This is a genomic window from Methylomicrobium agile, assembly GCF_000733855.1.
Taxonomy (GTDB): Bacteria; Pseudomonadota; Gammaproteobacteria; order Methylococcales; family Methylomonadaceae; genus Methylomicrobium; species Methylomicrobium agile.
Window position 1 is genome coordinate 1,175,289 of the sequence record NZ_JPOJ01000001.1, and the last position, 17,348, is coordinate 1,192,636.

At 54.3% G+C, this 17,348-nt stretch carries 17 protein-coding genes; 9 read left to right on the plus strand and 8 right to left on the minus strand.

Annotation, left to right across the window (positions count from 1 at the left end; translation table 11 throughout):
* Positions 1–131: 131 nt before the first annotated feature.
* From CC94_RS0105665 to CC94_RS0105695, 7 genes are all read left to right on the plus strand, one after another.
* On the plus strand, positions 132–1,520 hold the full coding sequence (locus CC94_RS0105665; RefSeq protein WP_031430110.1) for a radical SAM/SPASM domain-containing protein: 1,389 nt from the start codon (positions 132–134) through the stop codon (positions 1,518–1,520).
* Between the two features lie 15 nt (positions 1,521–1,535).
* The gene (locus CC94_RS0105670) at positions 1,536–2,948 is read left to right on the plus strand and encodes a Vgb family protein (protein ID WP_031430111.1); all 1,413 of its coding nucleotides are present in this window, start codon (positions 1,536–1,538) and stop codon (positions 2,946–2,948) included.
* The gene (locus tag CC94_RS0105675; RefSeq protein ID WP_031430112.1) at positions 2,948–4,828 is read left to right on the plus strand and encodes a TonB-dependent receptor; all 1,881 of its coding nucleotides are present in this window, start codon (positions 2,948–2,950) and stop codon (positions 4,826–4,828) included. The genes CC94_RS0105670 and CC94_RS0105675 overlap by 1 nt, the downstream gene beginning before the upstream one ends.
* On the plus strand, positions 4,828–5,553 hold the full coding sequence (locus tag CC94_RS0105680; protein WP_031430113.1) for an ABC transporter ATP-binding protein: 726 nt from the start codon (positions 4,828–4,830) through the stop codon (positions 5,551–5,553). The genes CC94_RS0105675 and CC94_RS0105680 overlap by 1 nt, the downstream gene beginning before the upstream one ends.
* Positions 5,550–6,308: an ABC transporter permease gene (locus CC94_RS0105685; protein ID WP_031430114.1), complete on the plus strand. Its 759-nt coding sequence runs from the start codon at positions 5,550–5,552 to the stop codon at positions 6,306–6,308. The genes CC94_RS0105680 and CC94_RS0105685 overlap by 4 nt, the downstream gene beginning before the upstream one ends.
* A 190-nt stretch (positions 6,309–6,498) precedes the next feature.
* Positions 6,499–7,002 carry an RNA polymerase sigma factor gene (locus tag CC94_RS0105690; protein ID WP_031430115.1) on the plus strand — a complete coding sequence of 168 codons (504 nt, stop codon included), beginning with the start codon at positions 6,499–6,501 and terminating at the stop codon, positions 7,000–7,002.
* A 228-nt stretch (positions 7,003–7,230) separates the two neighbouring features.
* A complete protein-coding gene (locus tag CC94_RS0105695; protein WP_031430117.1) occupies positions 7,231–8,205 on the plus strand; it encodes a FecR family protein in 975 nt (324 codons plus the stop codon).
* Positions 8,206–8,323: 118 nt separating this feature from the next.
* Here CC94_RS0105695 and CC94_RS25010 read toward each other — a convergent pair whose 3' ends face one another.
* The 3 genes from CC94_RS25010 to CC94_RS0105710 are packed head-to-tail and all read right to left on the minus strand — an operon-like array spanning position 8,324 to position 9,124.
* Complete coding sequence (locus CC94_RS25010) at positions 8,324–8,458, minus strand: hypothetical protein (RefSeq protein WP_281023971.1); 135 nt, start codon at positions 8,456–8,458, stop codon at positions 8,324–8,326.
* Positions 8,459–8,516: 58 nt separating this feature from the next.
* Positions 8,517–8,909, minus strand: a complete 393-nt coding sequence (locus CC94_RS0105705; protein WP_005374743.1) for a type II toxin-antitoxin system death-on-curing family toxin — start codon at positions 8,907–8,909, stop codon at positions 8,517–8,519.
* Positions 8,909–9,124, minus strand: a complete 216-nt coding sequence (locus CC94_RS0105710) for an AbrB/MazE/SpoVT family DNA-binding domain-containing protein (RefSeq protein WP_031430118.1) — start codon at positions 9,122–9,124, stop codon at positions 8,909–8,911. Before CC94_RS0105710 ends, CC94_RS0105705 begins: the two co-directional genes overlap by 1 nt.
* 92 nt (positions 9,125–9,216) lie before the next feature.
* Between CC94_RS0105710 and CC94_RS24225 the strand changes: the two genes are divergently transcribed.
* Positions 9,217–9,588, plus strand: a complete 372-nt coding sequence (locus CC94_RS24225; RefSeq protein WP_031430120.1) for a hypothetical protein — start codon at positions 9,217–9,219, stop codon at positions 9,586–9,588.
* 147 nt (positions 9,589–9,735) lie between these two features.
* Complete coding sequence (locus CC94_RS0105725) at positions 9,736–10,899, plus strand: YncE family protein (RefSeq protein ID WP_031430122.1); 1,164 nt, start codon at positions 9,736–9,738, stop codon at positions 10,897–10,899.
* 250 nt (positions 10,900–11,149) lie between these two features.
* Here CC94_RS0105725 and glmS read toward each other — a convergent pair whose 3' ends face one another.
* From glmS to atpG, 5 genes are all read right to left on the minus strand, one after another.
* On the minus strand, positions 11,150–12,979 hold the full coding sequence (glmS, locus tag CC94_RS0105730) for a glutamine--fructose-6-phosphate transaminase (isomerizing) (protein WP_005374750.1): 1,830 nt from the start codon (positions 12,977–12,979) through the stop codon (positions 11,150–11,152).
* 1 nt (position 12,980) lies between these two features.
* Positions 12,981–14,351, minus strand: a complete 1,371-nt coding sequence (glmU, locus tag CC94_RS0105735) for a bifunctional UDP-N-acetylglucosamine diphosphorylase/glucosamine-1-phosphate N-acetyltransferase GlmU (protein ID WP_005374751.1) — start codon at positions 14,349–14,351, stop codon at positions 12,981–12,983.
* Positions 14,352–14,590: 239 nt separating this feature from the next.
* The gene (locus tag CC94_RS0105740) at positions 14,591–15,013 is read right to left on the minus strand and encodes a F0F1 ATP synthase subunit epsilon (protein WP_031430124.1); all 423 of its coding nucleotides are present in this window, start codon (positions 15,011–15,013) and stop codon (positions 14,591–14,593) included.
* Positions 15,014–15,031: 18 nt separating this feature from the next.
* Positions 15,032–16,435 (minus strand): F0F1 ATP synthase subunit beta, encoded by a 1,404-nt coding sequence (gene atpD, locus CC94_RS0105745; protein ID WP_031430125.1) that lies wholly within the window; start codon positions 16,433–16,435, stop codon positions 15,032–15,034.
* 36 nt (positions 16,436–16,471) lie between these two features.
* Positions 16,472–17,338 (minus strand): F0F1 ATP synthase subunit gamma, encoded by an 867-nt coding sequence (gene atpG, locus CC94_RS0105750; protein WP_031430127.1) that lies wholly within the window; start codon positions 17,336–17,338, stop codon positions 16,472–16,474.
* Positions 17,339–17,348 lie beyond the last annotated feature (10 nt).

The following is a 17,348-nucleotide window of genomic DNA, read 5'->3' on the forward strand; positions in this document are numbered from 1 at the left end:
AGCAATGTGCTGTACCGGACCTATGTGCGACGTAGATTGCACACACTAATCCCAGCTTAGCAATCGATCGGGAAGCCTTAGGGTTTCCCGATCTCTTCATATACGACCCTAAAACATTCAGGAGTTTATCGATGGAAAATTTGTTAAAGGAATTTCACGTACTGGATACCAAAATCGGCCCGGTTGGTTTCCACGGACCGTCGGCCAAGCTGTTCGAGCTTCCGCTCGATATCGCAACGACATTTTCCGCTTTGGAGACCGGCAAACGGCTTTTGGGAGACCTATCTGCGCTCGAACACGATCATTTAACTCAAACTTTGCGCTCGGCATTGCCTACCGATCTCGGTTCTAGAACCAACATGCTGGGCGACAGTACACGTCTGACCAATTTTTATCTGTTCGTTAGCCAAGAATGCAATCTTGCTTGCACCTATTGCTACGGCGATGGCGGCGAGTATCGTAAAGGTAAGATGGTGATGGACGAACGCACCGCCGACAATTTCATCGACAAATTCATCTCTGACCGTAATCCGGGCTATCTGATCAATTTTTTCGGCGGCGAACCCTTGCTAAATCTACCGCTGATGCAAAGAATCATCGACCGTTGCAAGGCCAAGACCCAGCCGCACGGCATCAGGATGGTCTTCAACATGACGACCAACGGCACAGTATGGAGCGACAAGATTGCCGCTTTTATTGCCTCGAATATCGACACATTAACCGTCAGTCTGGACGGCCCTAAAGACATCAACGACGCGCAGCGTCCAGGACTGGGAAATTTTTCGCCTTACGAAAAAACCCTAAAAACTATCGGTGAGCTTCAACAGCAAGGCTCCCGCTATACGATACGCACCATCATGACCAAAAACAGTTACGGTCGCCTGAAGGAAATTTATCGCCATAACAGTGCACTGGCCGGCAAGGGTGGCGTGGGTTTGAGTACTGTCGATGTCGCCGACAGCCATGAACTCGGGTTGACCGATGCCGAGCACGGCATATTGGTCGATCAAATCGCCGAAATTAATCTGGAAAGCCTGCGTTCGATAGCCGACAGCGATGTTCCGCAATTCAACGAGTACACCGGCAATTTATGCAAACTGCTGTTGGGCCACCAATACCGGCCTCGGCCGTGTAATGCCGGACAAACTACGTTAGCGGTGGCTGCCGACGGCGACATCTACCCTTGTCACCGTTTCGTCGGCTACCAAGAATTTTGCATTGGCAACGTCAACGATGCGCAAGCGCTCAACGCCAACTTCGCCGAATTAAATCAAACCTTGAAGGATACCCCGGTAGACAAAAACCCGCATTGCAGCAATTGCTGGGCTCGCCAACTGTGCGGCGGCAACTGCTATGTTATTTCTCATCTGCGAGAAGGCGATATTTTTAAACCCACGCAACGATTCTGTCATTTGAAACGAACGGTTTACGACAGCCTGTTGACCGAATTTGCCGAAATCATGGCCGATTCCAAGCGTAAACAGCGCTTCATTACCAACGTTACCGCCCACTTTCATTAAACAGGAAAAACCGACATGAAAACTCCGCTTCATTGCTTCTTAATGGCAGCGTTATTGATCTTGGCCTCGCAACCTGCCAATTCGGCCGCCTGCGGCCCGGTTTATGGCGCCGACGGCATCGCGTTGGATAAAAACGGCGACGTCTGGATCGCTCATTACGAAGATGTACGCCTGGGAAAACTGACGCCGTCCAGCGGCCGTTTCGAGGAATATCTGCCCACCACCGCCGCCAATCCGACGGTGCTCAAGCGCGACACCTGGGATGACAAGGACGGGTTCAGTTACAAATTCGATTTCGGTTTCTATGGCTTGGGCATGGATGATAGCCACGATGCGGTCTGGTCGTTGGCATTCAATAGCGACAAGCTCACCCGTTTTTCGCGCAACGACCGACTATTCGCCGATGTTCAATTGCCCGGTCGCAGTCTGGGACGTTTCGTATTGCCGGTCGATGCGCAAGGCAACGTCTGGACCTTGGCCGGCCCCTGTTGCGGTCAGGAAGGCGAGTTGCAATTGGTGAAAATCAATCCGCAACTGGAACAACAGGCGTTTGCGCTGCAAGCGCGCAAAGCCAAGGTGCCCAGCCTGACGGTGGGCCGGGATGGGACGGTTTGGGTATCGCTAATTGCCAACGACGATACATTGCCAAGCTTGTACGCCTTTCGCAACGGCCAATTCGAAGCGGTGCCTCTCCCGCTCGAAATGACGACCTTTATTACCCGGCTGCATGTCGATGCGCAAGGCGATTTATGGCTGGCGACCGGCGACGATATTTGGCGCAAACACAACAAAACTTTCGAACGCTATCACTTACCCACGCCGGGCGCTCAATCGTCGATGATGACCAGCGATACGCGCGGCAATCTGTGGTTTACCGAATGGCGCGGCAACAAGATCGGCCGTATCGACAGCACAGGCCATATTCGCGAATATCCGATTCCGCCGGAAGAAGAATCGCCTTTAACTTTGGCGGTCGATGCCGACGGCAAAGTCTGGTTCTCGGTATTGTTCAACTACGATCTGTTCCGCCTCGATCCCGACAGCGGCCAAATCCAAAGCTTCCCGCTGCCGGTACCCTCCAACTGGTCGAAAAATGCCGCCGAAGGCTTGAGCGCCTGCGTATTGAAACCCAAGGATGCCTTGAGCCTGATGGCTGCCAAAACGCCGCCGCAACCGGTCGCGGCGGCGAATCCAGTGCTTCGCCATCCTTTAAACTATCCGGACGATGCCGGCGCCAAGGCCTTCGAGCAAAATTGCCATACGGCTTGCCATAGTTGGTATCGGGTGGATAGGGCCGGCCAACGGCGTACCGACTGGCGGCCGACCGTGGAACGGATGATCGAGTTCAACAAGGCGCCGATAGCGGACGAACAGCGCGAATTGATCGTCGATTATCTGAACCGGCATTACACGCTGGCCAAACCTTGATGGATCTAACGAGAGCAGGCTTGACGGCCGTGTGTCTGGTCGTGACGGCGCCGGTGTTGTTCGCCGACAACGGCCTGGAGGTCATCACCACCGAGGACATCGAGCGGGAGAAACCGGCTAGCCTGATGGAATTGCTGCGCAAACGCGGCGGCGTCGGTGACAGTTCCGGTGCCTTGAGTCTGCGCGGCGTACCCAAGGTGGCGCTATATGTCGATGGCTTTTCGCGCGGCGGTTCGGTGTTCGAACTGGACAAGGTCAAGCCGCAGGATGTGGCTCGTATCGAAATCGTCCGCGGTGCGGCCTCCAACCGCTACGGCGCCGATGCCTTGGGTGGGGCGATCATCGTCACCACCGTGCAAGCCAAGCCGAAAATGTCTCTGGGCTTGGTGCAAGGTTATGACAGCGTCGATAGCCATTACAGCCGCGCCATCGCTTCCGGCGGTCAAAACGGCATCGATTTGCGCGCCAGTTTCGAAGACAGCCTCGCCAACCGTTGGCTGATCCAGCGTGGCGACAGCCCACTGACATCATTGGCGCAGACTCAGGCTACCTGGCTCGCCAAACGCGGTGGCGACATCAAGGCTGCTTATCGCAACGACTGGCTGACAGCCGGCGCCGAACTCAATTATCTGGAACAAACCCGCAATTACGGTCGGCCGAACTATTACAACGAATACACGACGCTACGGCCGCGGCTGTTTTCGGAAATACGTTTCGGCAATTTAAAGCTGAGCGGCAAATTGATGTACGAGGATTTGCGCACCGATGTTTATCGCGATAGCGGCAATGTGAGTGATTTGGCCTTATACATGCAGGGGCCGGAAACCGAAAAAAATTTCAATCTGGAAGTACAGGGCGAATACGGCGGTTTCAACGCCGGCTTGGTGTATGCCGTCAATCAGGCTGGCATCGAACAGAATCTGGCCGACGGCGGCCGGCGATTGTTCGGCATGAAAAGCACGGTGGATAGAATGGGGCTGTTTGCCGGTTACGGTCTGGACTTTTTCGGCGATTGGCATCTGGACGTCAGCGGCCGTTACGATCAATACGATTATTCCGGCATATCGATCTACGACGCCGGCCTGGAAACACACGAGGCCGATGCCTTCAAACAAGCCTTCAACCCCAAACTGGCTTTGTCCTGGAAGGCTTTGTCCTGGCTGAGTTTGCGCGGCTCCGCCGCCACCGGTTTCGTACCGCCCGACCCCGTCACTCTGTATTACCGGCAAACCCGGCCGAATTATCTGATTCTGCCCAATCCCGGCTTGCGGCCCGAACAATCGACCACGCTGGATTTCGGTTTCGAAACCGCTTGGCAGGGCGGGAAGGCGGAACTGACTTGGTTTTATACCCGTTGGACCGACAAGATGGAGCGGCTGGTGACTGCCGGTACGCCGACGACCCAGCAAACCGTCAATCTCGGCGCATCGGAATCGCAAGGTCTGGAATTCAGCCTACAGCAAGGTCTGCTCGAAGACTTAAATCTGAGCTTCAACTATACCCTGACGGCCACGCAAATCACCAAAAGCCTTGATGCCGCCTACATCGGCAACGAACTGGCCTACCAACCGCGCCACAGGATCAATGCGGTACTGACCTATACCGGTATCAAGGATTTGACCGCCCGGCTAAATCTACACCACGAATCGGAGCAATATATGGATTTTCGCAATCTGCGCCGCGATGCCGCAGGCAACGCCTGGTACAACCAAGCCTACGCCACGCTGGATTTTCTGCTGACCAAAAAACTGCAATGGGCCGGCAACGGCGTGAATTTGACCTTGGCGCTGAATAATCTGACCGACAACCGCTTCCAGAAAAGCCTGTTTCAAGTCGATGTCGGCCGGGTGGTGCGCGGCGAGATTGAAGTGCAATTTTAATGGCAGCTCAAGCAGGAAATTGGGCCGTTTCGGCCGAACGCTTGATCAAACGCTATCCTAACGGCCATCTGGCTTTGGAGGGTGTCGATCTGCAGATTCGGCGCGGCGAGGTATTCGGTCTATTGGGGCAAAACGGCGCCGGCAAGACCACCTTGCTGAAAATTCTCTGCGGTTTACTGCAACCGTGCCGCGGCCGGCTCAGGATACTCGATATAGAAGCCAAGAACGGCTTTCATCACATCAAGCGCTGCTTGGGCGTGGTATCGCAAGATATCAATCTCGATCAACCGTTGACCGTGCTCGGCAATTTGCAACGGCATTGCAGTTATTTTTCGATTCCCCGCCGGCAAGCCTCGGCACGCATCGCCGAATGGCTGCACATTTTACAGTTGGAACACGCCGCCCACCAGTCCATCCATCAACTATCCGGCGGCAACAAGCGTAAGGTGATGATCGCGCGCGCCTTCATCACCGAGCCGCAACTGTTGATCCTGGACGAGCCGACCAATGCGCTCGATCCGTCGGTGCGCAGCGTGGTTTGGGACAGGATATGCGCCTTTGCCGATCAGGGCGGCACGGTATTGCTGTCCACTCACCACTTTCAGGAAGCCGAGCATCTTTGCGGCCGAGTCGAGCTGATTCATCAAGGTCGATTGCAGACGCTGGATAGCGCCGAATCGCTGGAAAGCCGCTTTTATGCGCTTACGGCAAACGAAGCGGCATGATGTCGTCGGGATTTTGGGCGTTTGTCGCCAGAACCTTGGCCGAAAGTCTGGAAAACTGGCGCTACGCGTTGTTTCGTATGGTGTTTCAGCCTTTTGTTTATCTGTTGGTATTCGGCAAAATTCTCGGCCAAGCCTTATCGGGCAGCGGTTATTCGTTAACCGTAGGGCCGGGCATCATAGCCATGCTGGTGATGAATACGGCATTGAACAGTATCGGCGGCCTGTTTTCGCGCGGTTACTATTTCCGCAGCATGGAAGGTTGGTTACTGGCACCCCTCAGCCTTCGCGCCCTAATGTTAGCCTGGGTGACGGGAACAGTGCTGATAGCCACCTTCGCGGGTTTGATCGGCAGCCTGATACTGTACCTGCTTTTAGGCTATCAGCCGGTATCCCCGTGGACGGAATTGCTATGCCTGCTATACGGCGCGGCGGCGTTCGCATTATTGTGTTGCATCGGCTATACCTTGCCGTCAACGCCAGCCAAGGCTCAAGACTTTCTGGCATTTTTGTTGATGCCGATGATGTTTCTCGGCTGCACTTTCTTCAGCTATGCGATGCTGGAATCCCCCTGGAATGTCGTCGCGCTGCTGCTACCAACCACTTATCTCAGCGAAGCCTTGCGCATAGTTTACGGCAGTCAATCTTCCGCTCTCGATCCAACGCAGATCGTCGGCGGCGGCATCGCCGCGCTTATATTGCTATTCATTGTCGCCGATTGGTCTTTTCGGCGCAGGTTTCGTGATTTTCTTTGGTAATTAAAAAACGGTGACAATGGTCTGTCTGTTTTTGGGTTATTCGGAAAATAGGGCATATCGCCGAATACGCGAAATATAACATAGTTTAATTTTTAGAGAGATACAACCTATTGAAGATAAAGGATTAAATAATTGGCATATATCGTGCTTATTTAGTAACGATGTTATGTCGACAAAGGATGACCTTTTCATGACCGAAAAAATATCTCACAACATGTTACAGGCTTGGTTTCACCGTTATTCGTCCGATCTCGAAATATTCTTTTGCCGAAAGATTGGCGAATCGGATGCCCCGGATCTGGTACAGGAAGTCTATCTACGGGCGATAACCTATTCATCATCGGCGGCCATTATTCAGCCGCGCGCGTTTTTGTTCAAAATAGCCGCCAACTTGGTCGTCGACCATGTTCGTAAACAGAGCTACCGCCAATGCGACAATTATGAAGAAATCGAAGAAGAGACGATTACCAGTATTCTGGGACCGGAGGATACTTTGTGCGGAACAGAACGCCTAAGAAAGTTTCGCGATGCTTTGGCGCAATTGCCCGCCGATCATCGGCAAGCCTTTTTGCTGAATCGTTTCGAAGGTTTATCTCATATGGAAATCGCGCAATTTATGGGGGTTTCCGATAAAACCGTAAAGCGTTACATTACGAAAGCCTTCGATCATTGCTTGAGCAGCCTCGAATTATAAAAGGGTACAAATACAAGTTAGTTTATAAGAGGCCGGGCTGAAGTTTATATTTGACCGCTATGCCGGTATACTGGCCCGATACAGCGATAACCGGTCTTTCCGGAGGCGCTTTCGGGGTTCCGGTTTGCTTGGATGCCTGGCATTCAACTGATTTTTCGAATAAAACAGCGGTATGTTTATGCGGCTTTCAACCATCAGAACCTCGGTTTACCGAATAATGAAAGATTTATGATAGAGCAACCCGATTCCAATGCCGTTCGCCGACAGGCCATTGCTTGGTTGGTTAGCAAGCAATCCGGAGCGTTTAGCGCAGAGGAGAGACAGGCGTTCGAGCGTTGGTTGGCGGCCGATCCCGATCATAGCCGAATCTACCGGCAAATAGAGGCGGCATGGATGGGCTTGCCTTGCCCGAGCATCGAATTGGCGGCCGCGCGTAAAAAAGATCGGCGTTTATGGCGGCATAGTCAAAGATTGGCCTTGGCGATTGCTGCCAGCATGGCGCTTGCCGTCGGGCTTTGTGCCTGGGAAGGTTGGCCACTTGCCGACAATAGCGTCTTTCGTACCGCGAAAGGCGAGAGGCGGAATATTACCTTGGCCGATGGTTCTTCCGTCGAGCTTAATTCCGACAGCGAGCTTGCCGTCTATTACAGTTGGCGAGGCCGTTCTTTAGCGCTACTGCGCGGCGAAGCCTTGTTCGGCGTGGCTCCGGGTAAACTGCGGCCTTTCGAGGTGACGGCGGGAGGCGGACGAATTCGCGATATCGGCACCCGTTTCGATGTGGTCGTCGGCGCTTCGCAAAATCGCGTTTCGGTATTGGAAGGCGCCATTGATCTGCGATTGGCCGCCACGGGCGATCAACGCCAAACCTTAGCCGGACAGGCAATAACCTACAATGCCGTGACAGTGCTTTCGGAACCTGAAGCGGCCGATGTCAAGGCGCTCACGGCTTGGCATACCGGCAAATTGATTTTCCGCAATACGCCGTTGTCGGAAGTCCTCAATAAATTGGAGCGTTATCATCCCGTGCATTTCCGGCTTGCGGAGCCGTCATTGGCTTTTTTGCCTCTGGGCGGAGTCTTCGACAATAACGATCTCGAACGCTTTCTTGTTACCTTGGAAGCGGTTTTGCCGGTCGACATTAAACGCGATAAAAACGGTGATGTGTTGATCGATCGCCGTCGCTCCCGAAAGTTTTCAAAGTAACCGTAGTGACCTGAAAAACATAAATCACAGAAGGGGATCGTGCAGGCTTTGCAGCCCCCCGCTTATTCCACCGCCACCGATTTCGCCAAGTTTCTTGGCTGGTCGACATCGGTGCCTTTCAATACCGCGACATGGCAGGCCAGAAGCTCAGGGCCTTGGCCTGTTCGTTCCGATGCACCCGCTCCAGATGGCTAAGCGGGTTCCGGTCGCTCGTTCCGAGCGCTTCGTCCTCGGTTTCGGGCTGGCTCGTCACTACCGCCGCCTGTTCCGCGACCGCCATTTCGATGATATCGGTCAGGTAATATTCGAACTTAAGTGATTTCCATCGGCTTCGTATTGGCTCTAATCCAGTCTGCAAATGCTGTTTCGGACAGACGCCCTTCCGCAAGCCTTAACATGGCAACCACGCAAGACGGATCATCGGCCATCAATTTCTGACCGTTCAAAGCCAGAAACAGCTCGGTAACCGTAAAGGCTGTTCGTTTGTTGCCGTCAATAAAAGGATGATTACGAGTAAGATCAAAGCCATAGGCGGCAGCCGGCGCCGACAAATCCGGGTCATCGTAACTGGCTGAATTTCGAGGGCGAAACAGCGCCGATTCCAACAAGCCACGCTCACGAATCCCCACCGCGCCGCCATGCTCTGCAAGGTGTTCCTCATGCAAAGCAAGAACAACGGATTCCTCGACCCAAACAACCGGCATTACTTCGCCAGTTCGTGCAGCACATCACGGCGCTTTTTCATGATCTGCCGCGCCAGGGTCATTTGTTTCTCGAATTCTGGATCATAGGGCGTCAGTCGAAAACCTTCCGGCGATTCGGTCAAAAATACCCTATCGCCTTTTTCAAGGCGCAGCTTGTCCAATGCTTCCTTAGGCAAGACGACGCCCACGGAATTGCCAGCCGTTGTCAGCTTCAGCGTGAATTATTCAGAAATAAGTTCAAGAGATAGTTATTAAGAATTGTAGGGATAATCGAAAGTTAGCGTTTGCCAGAAGGCCACTTCGAGAATTGAACGTCGATCCCTATCTCTTAAAAACGGGGATAATCGAACCAAACAAAAAGACGACCGGTCCAATTTTTTTTGACATTTTAGACGACCGGTCGTATATTAATCGCCTGCAAAAGCTCACTCAAAAACAAACCAAGCGTGAAAATTTACTCAATCAAGACGTCTCCTTGCTCATGCTTCAGGGCGGGCTAAAAGAGATTCTTGAGGCCGTACAAATTCTTTTTACCGCTATTTCAAGATTTTGCAGCCGCGTCGATCGCTCACTGCATAGTGATTTACGTGGAATAGAGGATTTCCCGAATGACTTGGACTTTCTTGAAGCCTATGGCGTCTCTGTTTCCAGGTCAAACGACGGTCAAAGAACATGCTGAAAAAGTGGGATTCGAGCAATCGAATTTCGCAGATGAAAATCGGCATCGACCGGCAACAGCGGAAGTTTAACCGAGTTAAATAGCGCGTTTGTAGCGGTTTGCAAACGCGCATTTTTAAAATTTCGACATTCAATCCGAGCCATGACCATGATCCAGAAAACACTCATAAAGACCTTGTGCAGCCTGCTGCTGACTTCAACGATGGCCCATGCCGAAATATTGGCGATGGTGAACTACGACGGCAAGCCGGGCAGCACCCCGCGCCGGGAAGGCATTGCGATCCTCGATGTAGATCCTGAGTCGCCGCAATTCGGCAAAATCTTAACCGATCTGCCTCTGCCGCCGGATACGGTTTCCCATCATTTCTTTTATAACAAAGATTTAAGCAAGGCCTATATCACCGCCTTGGGCAACGGCGCCTTGCGCGTGATCGACATGAAGCGCACGCCGTACACCATTAAATTACTGGATGTGCCTGAGTGCGAAGTCGGCGAAGACATGGCGTTCACCGCGGACCAAAAAACCTGGTATCTCACCTGTATGGGATCGAGTAACGTGATTGTCGGCGATGCGCGGACGGATAAAGTCAGACAGGTCATTGCCGCCAATGGCCCGGACACCTTTATTCGGTACCCGCACGGCATTGGGCTGCAGGAAGAGATCAATCGGCTCATCGTTACCAGCACCGTGCGTCCGTCCGACCTGAAAGATCCCGGTGAAACCGTCACCGTCATCGAAGCGGCGAGCGGCAAGGTACTTTCCACGCATAAATTGTCCGACCAACCCAGTCCGTCGGGTTCAGCGCCGGTAGAAGCGGTATTCGTGCCGCATGCGAACCCACCGCTGGCTTATATCAATACCCTGTTCGAAGGTAAATTATGGCGGGCGACATGGCAGGCGAATAGTGATACGTTTGATTTTCAGCCCATTTATGACTTTTCGGCAATCAAGCAGGGCGTTCCTTTGGAAATTTACTTTAACCGGGCACACGATCGGTTATACGTCACTACCGCAAAGCCCGGCGCTTTGAATATTTTCGACATCAGCGGCCAATCCATAGCAAAACCTATTTTACTGAAATCGATTCCAACCGCCGCGGGCTCTCATCATGTCGTCTTTTCGCCCGATGAAAAATATGCGTTCGTGCAGAATAATTTTTTAAATCTGCCCGAAATGGACGATGGTTCGATTACCGTGATCGATTTGCATAAAATGACCAGGAAAACCAGTATCGATACGCTGAAAAAGATGGGTTTAAAACCCCACGACATTTACATGCTGCCGGCATGGCACACGGATGATGCGCATTAAGGATACGCCCAAAAGTAACGTCCCGAAACTCTCCCACGGAAGCCCGATTCCTCTTTCTGAAAGTGTCGGCTAAACCGACACTTTTCCCAGAGGCCCTGCAACTGTACAGAGGGTTGCATGAGCAAGCGTACCGGCTCATGCAGAGGATATTGAGTTCCTTTACCAAAAAAATTTACGATTTTAAATTCGTCGGTATGGATTTTTACGACTTTATCATCACGAAACAATGCGGAAGGGACCGAGGCAACGGTTATTCCACCGTCACCGATTTCGCCAAGTTTCTTGGCTGGTCGACATCGGTGCCTTTCAATACTGCAACATGGTAGGCCAGAAGCTGCAGCGGAATAGAAAACACGATCGGCGAAACTTCGTTTTCGACCTGGGAGATTTCAATATACTGCACGTTGCCGTCATCCGAAGCGCTAAACCTTTCGTCTTTGAATACGATCAATTGGCCGCCGCGGGCGCTGACCTCCTGCATGTTCGATTTCAACTTTTCGAGCAGGCTGTTGTTCGGCGCTACCGTGATCACCGGCATGTCGGCGTCGATCAGCGCCAGGGGACCATGCTTCAACTCACCGGCCGGATAGGCTTCGGCATGGATGTAGGAGATTTCCTTCAACTTCAGCGCGCCTTCCATCGCAATCGGGTAATGCGTCCCCCGGCCGAGGAACAAGGCGTGCTCTTTCTCCGCGAACTGCTCGGCCAATTCCTTCACCTTGTCGTTCAATTCCAGTGCTTTTTCGATCTTGCCGGGCAGGCCGAACAGTTCGGAGGTGATTTTTTCTTCCAACGCATTGGGCAGATGGAATCGGCGGCCGATGGCGATCACCAGCAGCATCAGCGTGACCAGCTGGGTCGTGAAGGCCTTGGTCGAGGCGACCCCGATTTCCGGGCCGGCCCGGGTCATCAGCGCCAAGTCGGATTCCCGGACCAGCGAGCTTTCCGGCACGTTGCAGATCGCGACCGAGTATTTGGCGCCCTGCCGTTTCGCTTCCTGCAGCGCGGCCAGGGTGTCTGCGGTTTCGCCCGACTGCGAGATCGTGACGATCAGCGTATCCGGCGCCAGCACCGGATTACGGTAACGGAATTCGCTGGCGACTTCGATGTCGCAAGGGACGCGCGCGAACCGTTCGAACCAGTAGCGCGCGACCAGTCCTGCATGGTAGCTGGTTCCGCAGGCGAGAATCTGCACCGATTTGATCCGGTCGAAGATTTCATTGGCGTTGTGCCCGAACGCGTTTTCCTGCAGGCGGTTCTTGACGAAGCGGCCTTCCAGCGTCTGCGAAATCGCGAACGGCTGTTCGTAGATTTCCTTCAGCATATAGTGCCGGTAATTGCCTTTATCGACCGCATCCGGTTTCAGGCCGCTTTCCTTGATCGGACGCTCGACGACATGGCCTTTCGCATCGTAAATGACCAGTTGATCGGTCTTGAGGGCGGCGATATCGCCGTCTTCGAGAAAGATGAAGCGCTGGGTGACCGGCAGCAGGGCGGCCACGTCCGAGGCGATGAAATATTCGCCGATTCCGACCCCGATCACCAAAGGACTGCCTTTGCGGCAGGCGATCAGAAGCTCCGGACTGGCCGTGCTGATGATGCCGAGCGCATAGGCCCCTTCGAGCTTTTTGACCGTCTGCTTGACCGCATCCAGCAGCCCGCCTGTGGTTTCCAGCGCATGGTTGATTTCGTGCACGACAACTTCGGTATCGGTTTCGGAAGTGAACTCGTAGCCGTTCCGCTTTTGCGCACAACGCAAATCTTCGTGATTTTCGATAATGCCGTTATGCACGACCGCGACTTTGTTGCGGCTGACATGCGGGTGCGCATTCTCGGTACAGGGCTTCCCGTGTGTCGCCCAGCGCGTATGCGCAATCCCGAGCGTGCCGGACATCGGATCGGCGTCCAGCGAATCCGCCAATCCCTTGACCTTGCCGACTTCCCGTTTCCGCCGGATGTTCTGACCGGCAACGATCGCGATCCCGGCCGAATCGTAGCCGCGGTATTCCAGCCGCCGTAAACCTTCGAGTAAAATCGGAACCACGTTCCGTTCCGCAATGCCGCCTACGATGCCGCACATGTCATTTCTCCTTTTTTACGGGCCGTTGCCAGCCGGGAATTGAAACCTGTTTCGCCCTGGACAGGGTGAGCTGATTTTCAGGGCTGTCCTTGGTGATCGTCGAGCCGGCGCCGATCGTCGCATAATTGCCGATCGTGACCGGTGCGATCAATTGTGTGTCCGAGCCGATGAACGCGCCGTCGCCGATTACGGTCCGAAACTTGTTCACGCCGTCGTAATTGCAGGTGATCGTGCCGGCGCCGATGTTGACCTGGCTGCCGACCGTGCTGTCGCCGATATAGCTCAGATGGTTGATTTTCGAACCCTGACCGACCGTGGATTTTTTGATCTCGACGAAATTGCCGATATGCGCCTCTTCGGCCAATACCGTCTCCGGGCGCAACCGCGCGAATGGACCGACCCGACTGCCCTGCCCGATCACCGCGTTTTCGATCACGCAGTTCGGCAGGATTTCGACATTGTCCTCGATAATCGAATCCTTGATCTGGCAGTTGGCGCCGATTTTGACGTTGCTGCCGATGTTGAGGCGGCCTTCCAGAATCACGTTCACGTCGATTTCGATATCCTGGCCAAGCGCTTCGAGCGTGCCTCTCAGATCGAAACGCGCGGGGTCGTAGAGCGTGACGCCTTGCGCCATCAGGACCCTGGCCTGTTCGTTCTGATACACTCGCTCCAGGTGGCTGAGCTGGTTCCGGTCGTTCACCCCGAGCACTTCGTCCTCGGTTTCAGGCCGGCTCGTCACCACCGCCACCTGTTCCGCGACCGCCATTTCGATGATATCGGTCAGGTAATATTCGCCCTGGGCGTTGTGGTTCTTCAACTGACCGAGCCATTTTTTGAGCTGTCCGCCCCGCACCGCCATGATGCCGGTGTTCACTTCACGGATTTGCCTCTCGGACTCGTTCGCGTCTTTTTCTTCGACGATTCGGGTAACGGCGCCTTGGCCATTTCTAACGATCCGGCCATAGCCTTTCGGATTGTCGAGCATCACGGTCAGCAGGCCCAGCGATTTTTCGCCGACGTTCGCCAGCAGCCCTTCCACGGTCGATTTTTTCAGCAGCGGCACGTCGCCGTACAGAATCAATACATTATCCTGCTCCCGGATCTGATCACCGACCTGCTGGACCGCATGGCCGGTGCCGAGCTGCTGCTTTTGCTCGAACCAGCCGGTTTCGATGTCTTTCAACGTATCGAGCACCCGTTCCGCGCCGTGGCCGTAAACGATTAGGATGTGGTTGTTTTCGAGGCCGCGGCTCATGTCGTAGACATGGCGAAGCAAGGGTTTACCGGCGATCTTGTGCAAGATTTTCGGCAATTCCGAACGCATCCGGGTTCCTTTGCCGGCGGCGAGTATGATCGTGGTCAGGTTCATGGCAATTTTCCTGCGCCTCTGTGTTGTATGCGGATTTCCAGTAGAAAGTGTAGGGTACGCTGCGCGTACCTTTTTCCAGCGCATCAAGCACTGATAGGTACGCGCAGCGTACCCTACCAGGGGTTTCGCTCAATGCGGAGCTTGGGATCGAGAGAAATTATACAAAATAAAAAGCCCGATAACGTCATTCGGCGCTATCGGGCTTGATTTATTCGCGTGGAAAACGCGGATTTTCGCGTTTAGCCGCCGCGTTTTCTGAGCCGTTCCAGCGTACGAAGCTGCATGATCGCCTGGATGAGCTGCGCCTGCGCGGTCGCGTAGTCGACTTTTCCGGACTTGTCGGCCAGGGCTTCCTCGGCTCTGGCTTTGGCCTGCAAGGCCGCCGCTTCGTCGATATCCCGCGCGCGGATCGCCGTATCGGCCAGAATGGTGACCAGATGCGGCTGTACTTCAAGAATGCCGCCCGAAATGAAATACGGGAGGCTATCCTTGTCGCTGACCTTGACTCTGACCTCGCCGGGGCTCAAGCGCGTGATCATCGGCGCGTGCCGCGGCGCGATGCCGACTTCACCCATTTCGGCGGGTGCGAACACCATTTCCGCAGAGCCGGAAAAGATTTCCTTCTCGGCGCTGACGATATCTACGTGTACGGTCATGACCATGTTTTATCCCGTCAAAAATTAAGCTTTCAGGGTCTTGGCTTTTTCGAGCGCTTCGTCGATCGTGCCGACCATGTAGAACGCCTGCTCCGGAATCGAGTCGTATTCGCCGTCGATGATGCCCTTGAAACCGGCGATCGTGTCTTTCAACGAAACATACTTGCCCGGCGAGCCGGTGAACACTTCCGCCACGAAGAACGGCTGCGACAGGAAACGCTGAATCTTGCGCGCCCGCGCCACGGTCAGCTTGTCTTCTTCGGACAACTCGTCCATCCCCAGAATCGCGATGATGTCGCGCAGTTCCTTGTAGCGTTGCAGGATGCTTTGCACCTTACGCGCCACCGTGTAGTGCTCCTGGCCGATCACCAGCGGATCGAGCTGGCGGCTGGTCGAATCGAGCGGATCGATCGCCGGGTAAATACCCAGTTCGGCGATTTGCCGCGACAAGACGACGGTTGCGTCCAAATGCGCGAAGGTGGTAGCCGGAGACGGGTCGGTCAAGTCGTCCGCAGGCACGTAAACGGCCTGGATCGAGGTGATCGAACCGGTCTTGGTCGAGGTGATCCGCTCCTGCAGCACGCCCATTTCTTCCGCCAGCGTCGGCTGGTAACCGACCGCAGACGGCATCCGTCCGAGCAATGCCGAGACTTCGGTACCGGCCAGGGTGTAACGGTAGATGTTGTCGACGAAGAACAACACGTCGCGGCCTTCGTCGCGGAAATATTCCGCCATGGTCAGACCGGTCAAGGCGACGCGCAAGCGGTTTCCCGGCGGTTCGTTCATCTGGCCGTAAACCATCGCAACTTTGGATTGGGTCAGATCGTCCGCATTGATAACGCCCGCTTCCTGCATTTCGTGGTAGAAATCGTTACCTTCACGCGTCCGCTCGCCTACCCCGGCAAATACCGACAATCCGGAATGCGCGGTCGCGATATTGTTGATCAATTCCATCATGTTGACGGTTTTGCCGACGCCGGCGCCGCCGAACAGGCCGACCTTGCCGCCTTTCGAGAACGGGCAAATCAGATCGATGACCTTGATGCCGGTTTCCAGCAGTTCATTGCCGGCCGCCTGGTCGGCATAGCTCGGCGCTTCGCGGTGAATACCCCATGAAGTCTTTTCGCCGATCGGCCCTCTTTCATCGATCGGTTGACCGAGAACGTTCATGATCCGGCCCAGCGTTTCCAGACCGACCGGTACCGAAATCGGCGCATTGGTGTTGCTGACGGCCATGCCGCGGCGCAAGCCGTCGGTGCTGCCCATCGCAATCGTCCGGGCCACGCCGTCGCCCAATTGCTGCTGCACTTCCAGCACCAGATTGACGCCTTCCACATTCAACGCGTCATAAACTTTGGGCAGTTCCTCACGGGAGAATTCCACGTCGACGACCGCGCCGATAATTTGTACGATTTTACCCGAACTCATTGAGTTTTCCTCTTGTTTGTCTCGCTTCTTTTGGGCTTAAACAGCAGCTGCGCCGCCGACGATTTCTGAAATTTCCTGAGTAATGGCAGCCTGCCGAGCTTTGTTGTAGATCAACTGCAACTCGCCGATCAGGTTGCCGGCATTGTCCGACGCGCTCTTCATCGCGATCATTCGGGCCGCCTGTTCGCAGGCATTGTTTTCGACCAGCCCCTGGTACACCTTCGATTCGATATAGCGGGTCAGCAAGTGATCCAGCACTTCTTTCGCATCGGGCTCATAGATATAGTCCCAATGGCCGTTCAGCTTGTCTTCGATGTCTTCGGCGACGACCGGCAACAGTTTTTCGATGGTCGGACGCTGCGTCATCGTGTTCACGAATTCATTGCTGACCACATACAATTCGTCGATCTTGCCCTGTTCGTATTCGTCGAGCATCAAGCGAATTACCCCGGCAATATCATGCAAATGCGGCGTGTCGCCCAGCTTCGAAAGCTGGCCGACCAGTTGCACTTTTTTGAGCGAGCTGAAGAAAACGGTCGCCTTGGCTCCGATCGTGCTGACTTCGACCTCGATGCCGGCTTTGTCCCACTCGGTCAACTGGCTCAGCGTGCGCCGGAACAGGTTCGAATTCAGGCCGCCGCACAGGCCGCGGTCCGAACTGATAATGATCAGACCGACCCGTTTGACATCGCGCTTGATCAGATACGAATGCTTGTACTCGGGATTCGCATGCGCCAGATGCTTGATGATACGGCCGATGCGCAGCGAATACGGCCGTGTCGCCTGCATTCTGTCTTTGGTCTTACGCATTTTGCTCGCGGCGACCATTTCCATCGCGCGGGTGATCTTTTGAGTATTCTTGATACTCGCGATCTTGGTGCGTATTTCTTTGCCGACTGCCATGGAATGCGCC